9 protein-coding genes and 1 pseudogene are annotated in these 6807 nt (G+C 55.9%); 5 read left to right on the forward strand and 5 right to left on the reverse strand.

Features of this window, described 5'->3' with window-relative positions; all coding sequences use genetic code 11:
* Positions 1-196: 196 nt before the first annotated feature.
* Entirely contained in the window at positions 197-835 is a 639-nt protein-coding gene (locus tag ABR39_RS01055; RefSeq protein ID WP_047345412.1) for an AAA family ATPase, read from the forward strand.
* Positions 835-1113: a hypothetical protein gene (locus ABR39_RS01060; RefSeq protein ID WP_047345413.1), complete on the forward strand. Its 279-nt coding sequence runs from the start codon at positions 835-837 to the stop codon at positions 1111-1113. The genes ABR39_RS01055 and ABR39_RS01060 overlap by 1 nt, the downstream gene beginning before the upstream one ends.
* A 98-nt stretch (positions 1114-1211) precedes the next feature.
* Here the strand turns inward: ABR39_RS01060 and ABR39_RS01065 are convergent, their stop codons facing one another.
* Genes ABR39_RS01065 through ABR39_RS01085 form a run of 5 tightly spaced genes read right to left on the reverse strand, consistent with a single transcriptional unit; the run spans position 1212 to position 3719 of the window.
* Positions 1212-1991, reverse strand: coding sequence for a site-specific integrase (locus ABR39_RS01065; protein ID WP_047345414.1), 780 nt, complete (start codon positions 1989-1991; stop codon positions 1212-1214).
* Complete coding sequence (locus tag ABR39_RS01070) at positions 1988-2335, reverse strand: hypothetical protein (protein ID WP_047345415.1); 348 nt, start codon at positions 2333-2335, stop codon at positions 1988-1990. The genes ABR39_RS01065 and ABR39_RS01070 overlap by 4 nt, the downstream gene beginning before the upstream one ends.
* 3 nt (positions 2336-2338) lie before the next feature.
* On the reverse strand, positions 2339-2998 hold the full coding sequence (locus ABR39_RS01075; RefSeq protein WP_047345416.1) for a hypothetical protein: 660 nt from the start codon (positions 2996-2998) through the stop codon (positions 2339-2341).
* Positions 2999-3028: 30 nt separating this feature from the next.
* Positions 3029-3358, reverse strand: coding sequence for a hypothetical protein (locus tag ABR39_RS01080; RefSeq protein WP_047345417.1), 330 nt, complete (start codon positions 3356-3358; stop codon positions 3029-3031).
* A 31-nt stretch (positions 3359-3389) separates the two neighbouring features.
* On the reverse strand, positions 3390-3719 hold the full coding sequence (locus ABR39_RS01085; protein WP_047345418.1) for a hypothetical protein: 330 nt from the start codon (positions 3717-3719) through the stop codon (positions 3390-3392).
* Between the two features lie 619 nt (positions 3720-4338).
* On the opposite strand from ABR39_RS01085, the gene vapB reads away from it, so the two are divergent.
* The 3 genes and pseudogenes from vapB to ABR39_RS01100 form a co-directional block, all read left to right on the forward strand.
* Positions 4339-4569: a type II toxin-antitoxin system VapB family antitoxin gene (vapB, locus tag ABR39_RS01090; RefSeq protein WP_047345419.1), complete on the forward strand. Its 231-nt coding sequence runs from the start codon at positions 4339-4341 to the stop codon at positions 4567-4569.
* On the forward strand, positions 4566-4982 hold the full coding sequence (locus ABR39_RS01095) for a type II toxin-antitoxin system VapC family toxin (protein ID WP_047345420.1): 417 nt from the start codon (positions 4566-4568) through the stop codon (positions 4980-4982). The genes vapB and ABR39_RS01095 overlap by 4 nt, the downstream gene beginning before the upstream one ends.
* A gap of 680 nt (positions 4983-5662) precedes the next feature.
* Positions 5663-6807: pseudogene (locus tag ABR39_RS01100) on the forward strand (RHS repeat protein); the annotation flags it as partial.

A 6807-nucleotide genomic window follows, 5' to 3' on the forward strand; every position in this document is an offset into this window, starting at 1 on the left:
GTCTAAACACTCAGATTGAGTATTAAATCATAAGTGTGAAATATTAAAACACAAGTAATATTTATGATGTATTAAAAAATAACTCACAAATCATACTTCACACATCATACTTCATAAATTTTATTGCAAGCATTGACTATAACTGCGTATGTGACAGAATAAATCATACTTCACACATCACATTTATGAGGCAGAAATGATTACTGTCGTAGGTGGAAATAAAGGCGGTTCAGGTAAAACAACAACGGCGTCAAACCTGGCAATAGCATTAGCGCATGAAGGCCAAGATGTATGCCTATTAAATGGAGACCTGCAGCGGACGGCCGCTAAACATCATGCTGAGCGTGAAGCTTCGGGGATAGAGCCAACATTCACGCTCATCGAAAAATTCGATAATCTGACACAGACCCTTCGAGCATTAGACGAAAAATATGATCATGTAATCGTGGATGTGGCTGGCAGAAACTCAAGAGAATTCATTACCAGTGGCGTCGTCGCACATCAGATCATTGCACCATTACAATGCTCACAGCCCGACCTTGATACATTGACAGAACTTGCTCAGCAGATTGAAGCTATGCGAGATCTCAACCCTGAGCTGAAAGTCTATTGCTTACAAAGCATGGCTACCACAAACCCAGTGCTAAGAGGAAATGAACGGAAAGAGTTTCTGGAGTACCTGGAAGAGTTTCCAACTATTGAAACGCTGCAAACAGTAATCTGTTTCCGCAAGGTCTATCGAGATTGCATGAGCAACGGAACTGGCGTCGTAGAAACGAATAATGAAGCGGCAAAAGCAGAAATTATGCAATTAATGAAAGAGGTATTCGGATAATGGTTAAAAAGCCGAGCCAGCAAGCGACAGGCAGAACAGGTGTCACGGCAGAACAAGCTGAAGCCCTCGCGCAGCGTCTTGCAGATAAACCTTACGGAGCACCAGAAAAACCGGAACCTGAAAAACAGTGCCGCACAACAATCTCATTAGGGGAGTCTATGTTAGTGAAGGTCGAAGACATCGCACTGCGGAACAAGCGTAACGGAAAGGATCCTAAAAACGTCAGTGCTATAGTCAGAGAAGCCCTCGAACTTTACTTTCAGAAAACAGGCGAATAAAAACAATACCATATCATAAGTATGATATGTGAAGTATGAATTAGGCCGCATTTGCGGCCTTTCCCATACCATGCAGATCCTCAAAGCCTGAAGAGAAACTAAATGGTTCCTTTGAGTAATGCCACAGCATCAGCCCCCGGCATCTGAAACTGTACCCTGTGCCGTGCCGCCACATCGAGCGCAAACACCTTCGTATACACCTCCGTCGAGCTGATGCTCTTATGTCCCATTAAACTCTGCAGCACCTTCAGTGGTATACCGGCATACAGCATGTGCATGGCGTAGGAATGACGGAACGTGTGCGGTGTCACCGGCACGGAGAACGTCACCCCGTCGGCCGCTGCCGCTTCAACCGCTTCGCTGAGCCAGGTGCGGACCGTCCGATCGGTGATCTCCCAGATACGCGCCTTCTCGGTTCTGCCGCTTCGCTTGTTGCGTCGTTCAAGAGGTATTTTCAGCGTGGCCACCATCATCTCCAGCTGACCGACATAGTTCGCATCGGAAAGCGGAACCAGCCGGTGAGCCTGACTGCCGGCAGGTGAGCGGCCGGCCGTTCGGGCCGCTTTCTCCGCCCGCTGCTTGAGTGTGGCCAGCTGCACGAACGGGTAGGGCGGCGTCAGGGAAAAATCACTCCGGGTCAGCGCCAGCGCCTCGTTAATGCGCGCACCGGTGTTCCAGAGGGTTGCCAGCAACATCTTGCGGTGGAGATCGGGAACATAGTGGAGCAGGGCACTCACTTCCGGCGCCAGCAGATATTTCGGCAGTTCGTCCTGAACGAGCGCCATCTGACGCAGGGCCAGTGCGGCAGGGTAGTCGATGGCCACCGGCAGCTGCGCGGCCGAAAAAGAAACGCCCTGGCCTGGTATTGCCGGCATCATTGCTTGTTGCCCCTGCCGGACAGGTATTGCTCTGTAAGTCGTGCCAGTGCTTTCTGCGCGTAATCCTCGCCCGGGAGCACACTGATTTCTCCCCGGCGTTCCATCTCGGCACCGATGGCGCTCAGGGTCGTCATCACCGGCAGCTGCCGGCGAAGCTGCAGGGCATGACCGCACGCTGTGCGGATTCGATCGGCAAACGCATCCTCATCGCGGGAATAAGCCCCGGGGTCCGGCCGTTCCCTGCCGTCCTTTTCAGACTGCAGTTGCTGGCACAGTTTCAGCAGGCTAATAATGTCATCGGCGGCTTCGTTTGCATGCGGATCGTTGAGATAATGGGGTTTCACTGGTTATCCTTTTTCATCAGGGGACAGGTCGTTCTGAATCTTCCGCTGGCGTTGCACATGCCGGTGCCACAGCGCGCGCCGGTTGCGCCACAGGATGGACCCGATCCGCCTGCACAGTTCCCCTTCGCGCGGGGGAGGAAGATCGCAGATCCGGCGAAGACGCCAGGCTATCAGCAGAACTTTCAGCCCCAGACGGGCATACTGGTACCGGGCGGATTCCGTGACGTCAGGTGGTGATTCGTACCGGAATACGCTTTCAATAACGTACCGGGCCTCCCTGTTCAGCGCCGGCAGGTTACGGAGACGGAAAAGCAGCCCGGGAGGAAGCGAACGCCAGTCTCCCTCGACGCCTTCCAGACTCAGGAGAGGCAGCGCCTTTACCGACCAGTTTTTTTTCACTGGCTCCGCATCGCAGGCCACATCACTGCACTGATCGGCAAAGTGCTCCAGCAGACAGATCAGTTCCGTGCTGATAAAGAGGCGCTCGCGGACCAGTTTCTCCTCTGACGCTCTTTCCTCACGCTTGCGGGTGAAGTAATGCGTCAGCGCTACACCTCCAAAAGCAGCTCCAACCGACGTAACAGCCGTGATAATTTGTGGTGCCAGGCCAATACTGTCCTTCACCACCTTCACGCCTTCGGTCGCAATAAACCAGTCAGCCATAATTGTTCCCTTACTGAAAAATCCCGCCGGTCATACTGACGCCGCGCTACCACGGAACGGCTCAAAGGCCCGCATGGCGTCCGCCCTGGAGGGCAGCTCGATACAGTCCCCGCACTGCGGGTTGATCTCTTCGTCAGTGGCCTCGTTATACCGCATACGCAGCCGCCATCCCTTCATCGGTGCCGCGTTCTGTATGGCCAGCACCATCCCTTCCGGCGACAGCAGCTCACGGAGGGTGTAGCAGGCGCCGATCCGGGTCGAGTCCCGCAGCCACATCACGGGGTACTCACTGACCAGCTGGTCATACACACATTCCGGCGTATGGAAGTAATTCCCGTCCGCCCTGCATAAATCACACATAACCCTTCCTCTACTTATAAATCCCGCCCCGCTACCGGACCTGAGTAGCAGGCTCCTTCACTGCAAACCAGCTGCTGTGCTGGCCAAGACAGGCTGTGGCGTTAATCATCCGGCCACCGTTCGCCGTGATCATGATCTGCCCGTCCGGCCAGCGCTCAGGGACCCCGAGCTTCATACCGGTTTCCGTGTTCACCGCATTCAGGCGACCGTCGCGGGGGATGATCTCAATGTTGCCCGTCGGCAGGGAGCAGGAAACAATGCCCTTACCGTTATCGCGTTCCTGCAGGTAGCGATAAAGATTAACTCCCGCGACAGTCAGGGACACAATAATGCCCACATTTATAATTTTCTTGATAAGCACTTCACTTCCTTTTCGCTGAAACAGTCATTCAGAGTAATTATGACGCGCAGCACAATCAGCTGGGCACAACCCAGCATCTGTCACCCGGATAATTTTCCCGTGCCGTCATCATTTTCAGGCTGACAATAAGCATCCATATAGCCACGCCGGTAAATTACCGGAGAGCCGTTTCCGGCAGATCCGACTTTCTGGCGTATACCAACTTTCCGGAAGTGTACCACGGCGGGGAAATAAGCAAAGCGGCGTTTTCCGGTGTGCAGCGCCCGGTCATCCGGGACAGGATGAAACACAACATATGGTGTGTCGCCTCGGCAGGAAAGCGACGGTGACCACAAGATATGGCCTGCGGGGGCCGCTGCGCGACGGGGTGCGGAAAGAAGATCCGGAACTGAGGGTTTTCGGATCTTCCTTGAAAAAGAGAAGAAACGGATAGGTAAAGCATATCCATATGCCTGACATCTGCATAGGTATGGCATACGCATATACTCGCCATCTGCATATGCAATATCTATACATATGCCGAACATCTGCCTATACTGAACATATGCACACACCCGGTGCAATCAACCTCATTCCGGATATGCGTCACATATCCATATTTACCCGGGAGAGAAAGAACATGAGAACCGTATCCATTTTTAAAAACGGCAACAACCGCGCCATCCGCCTGCCCCGCGATCTGGATTTTGAGGGGGTGAGCGAGCTGGAGATCGTCAGGGAAGGGGACAGCATCATCCTGCGTCCCGTCCGGCCGACCTGGCGCTCGTTCGCGCAGCTCGAAAAAGCTGACCCGGACTTTATGGCGGAGCGCGGGGACGTTGTCAGCGACGAAGGACGGGTTAACCTGTGAACAGGATCTATATGCTCGACACGAACATCTGCTCGTTCATCATGCGCGAGCAGCCGGAAGCCGTGCTGAAGCGCCTGGAGCAGGCGGTGCTGCGGGGTCACCGTATCGTGGTTTCGGCCATCACCTACTCCGAGATGCGCTTCGGCGCCACCGGCCCGAAGGCCTCGCCGCGACACATCGAGCTGGTCGACGCGTTCTGCGCCCGCCTCGATGCCATCCTGCCCTGGGATCGCGCCGCGGTGGATGCGACCACGGAGATTAAGGTGGCGCTGCGCCTCGCCGGGACGCCGATCGGCCCGAACGACACGGCGATCGCCGGGCACGCCATCGCCGCCGGCGCCGTACTGGTGACGAACAATACGCGGGAGTTTGAGCGGGTGCCGGGTCTGGTACCTGAAGACTGGGTGAAGTGATTTCCTGATAAAAGACCAGACAATGACTGTCTGTTTTGTGCCAGAAGTGGAAGCTGAAGTACCAGAGACTCCCTAAAGTTGATGGTTCGATATGCAGGTATACTCACATCCCATTGTCTTACTGTACGACCAGATACCCTGCATTGGGTTCGCCATAGAGAGTAGTCGGTAGCTTTGTAATTATTAGTACTGGCAGGGAATTCGAGTATCACCAAAAAAACCGCCCGAAGGAGGTCTGGAAAGTTATACTTCTTCTGTAATTGTTATAACAGGAATAAACTCCCGGTGTGTCTTTTCAGGGTAACATGTTGCATCATCCCAGGACGCACCTAAATTCAATCACTTACTAAAGAAACTGAATGTTGCTCTTGCTGCATTCAAAACTTCAGCCCAAGTCATAACCCATACGTTAACATTTAATCCAGCATCATCTAATGTTTTTCCATTAGGCCACCCACGTTGATTAGCCTTACGCCCAGCATATTCATCCATTGAGTCAGGGCTCTGTGTAGCGGCTCGCAATCCATTTCAACGGACTTACAATAACGGCAAATTAAATCTGACTGCCAGCTTCTTTCTCCATCCCGCCTGAAAGAGCCTGTCCAGCCGAACTTACCCTGATTGCAGTATGGATTTTCTTGGCAGCCTGAACGGCTGCACAATATAAACAGGAGGACATCATGAGCACCTCGCTTTACAGCAAGACCCCGACGGTCACGGTTCTCGATAACCACGGTCAGATCGTGCGCGACATAGCGTACCACCGCCATCCCGGCTCCCCGGACGTGACCAGTGAACGCATCACCTACCATCAGTATGACGCCCGGGGCTTTCTGACGCAGAGTGCTGACCCGCGCCTGCACGACGCCGGCCTGGCGAACTTCACCTGGCGTCACGCCCTCTCCGGCGCCGTCCTGCGCACGCAGGGCGCCGACAGCGGCACAACCCTCGCCCTCAGCGACGCCGCCGGCCGGCCGTTTCTGGCGGTCAGCAACATCCGCACTGCCCGTGATGGCACGGAGGACACAGGCCAGGCCGTGACCCGCACCTGGCAGTATGAGGACGCCACCCTGCCCGGACGTCCGTTAAGTATTGCGGAGCAGGTGAACGGTGGAGCCGCCCGCATCACGGAGCGTTTCGTCTGGGCCGGTAACTCTGTTGAGGAGAAGGCGCTGAATCTGGCAGGTGTGTGCATCGGTCATTATGACACCGCCGGCCTGACGCAGACCGACAGCATGGCACTTACCGGCGTGCCGCTCTCGGTGACCCGCCGCCTGCTGAAGGAGGCGGATAACCCTGACGTCGTGGCCGGCTGGCAGGGAGCAGGGGTGTCCGTCCGGAACGGCCTGCTGGCTGACGGGGCACACACCACCCTGACCGCCGCGGACGCCGCCGGGGCGGTGCTGGCCACCACCGACGCGAAGGGGAACCGCCAGCGCGTGGCGTACGACGTGGCGGGCCGGGTGGCGGGCCGCTGGCTGACGGTGAAGGGCGGCACGGAGCAGGTTATCGTCCGCTCCCTGACGTACTCGGCCGCCGGGCAGACGCTGCGGGAGGAGCACGGCAACGGGGTGGTGACCACATACACCTATGAAGCAGAGACGCAGCGCCTGACCGGGATAAAAACGGCGCGCCCGGACGGACATCCTTCCGGGGCCAGGGTGCTGCAGGACCTGCGCTACGGGTACGACCCGGCGGGCAACGTGCTCAGCGTGCGTAACGACGCGGAAGAGACCCGCTTCTGGCGCAACCAGAAGGTGGTGCCGGAGAGCACGTACGCCTACGACAGCCTGTACCGGCTGGTCCGCGCCACCGGGCGCGAGAT

Source organism: Enterobacter genomosp. O (genome assembly GCF_001022965.1).
GTDB lineage: Bacteria > Pseudomonadota > Gammaproteobacteria > Enterobacterales > Enterobacteriaceae > Enterobacter > Enterobacter cloacae_L.

Excerpts from the sequence above, each read along its gene's own strand:
- ABR39_RS01080 (WP_047345417.1), bottom strand. The coding sequence starts at position 3,358 with ATGTGTGATTTATGCAGGGCGGACGGGAATTACTTCCATACGCCGGAA.
- ABR39_RS01075 (WP_047345416.1), bottom strand. The coding sequence starts at position 2,998 with ATGGCTGACTGGTTTATTGCGACCGAAGGCGTGAAGGTGGTGAAGGAC.
- ABR39_RS01060 (WP_047345413.1), top strand. The coding sequence starts at position 835 with ATGGTTAAAAAGCCGAGCCAGCAAGCGACAGGCAGAACAGGTGTCACG.
- ABR39_RS01065 (WP_047345414.1), bottom strand. The coding sequence starts at position 1,991 with ATGATGCCGGCAATACCAGGCCAGGGCGTTTCTTTTTCGGCCGCGCAG.
- vapB (WP_047345419.1), top strand. The coding sequence starts at position 4,339 with ATGAGAACCGTATCCATTTTTAAAAACGGCAACAACCGCGCCATCCGC.
- ABR39_RS01055 (WP_047345412.1), top strand. The coding sequence starts at position 197 with ATGATTACTGTCGTAGGTGGAAATAAAGGCGGTTCAGGTAAAACAACA.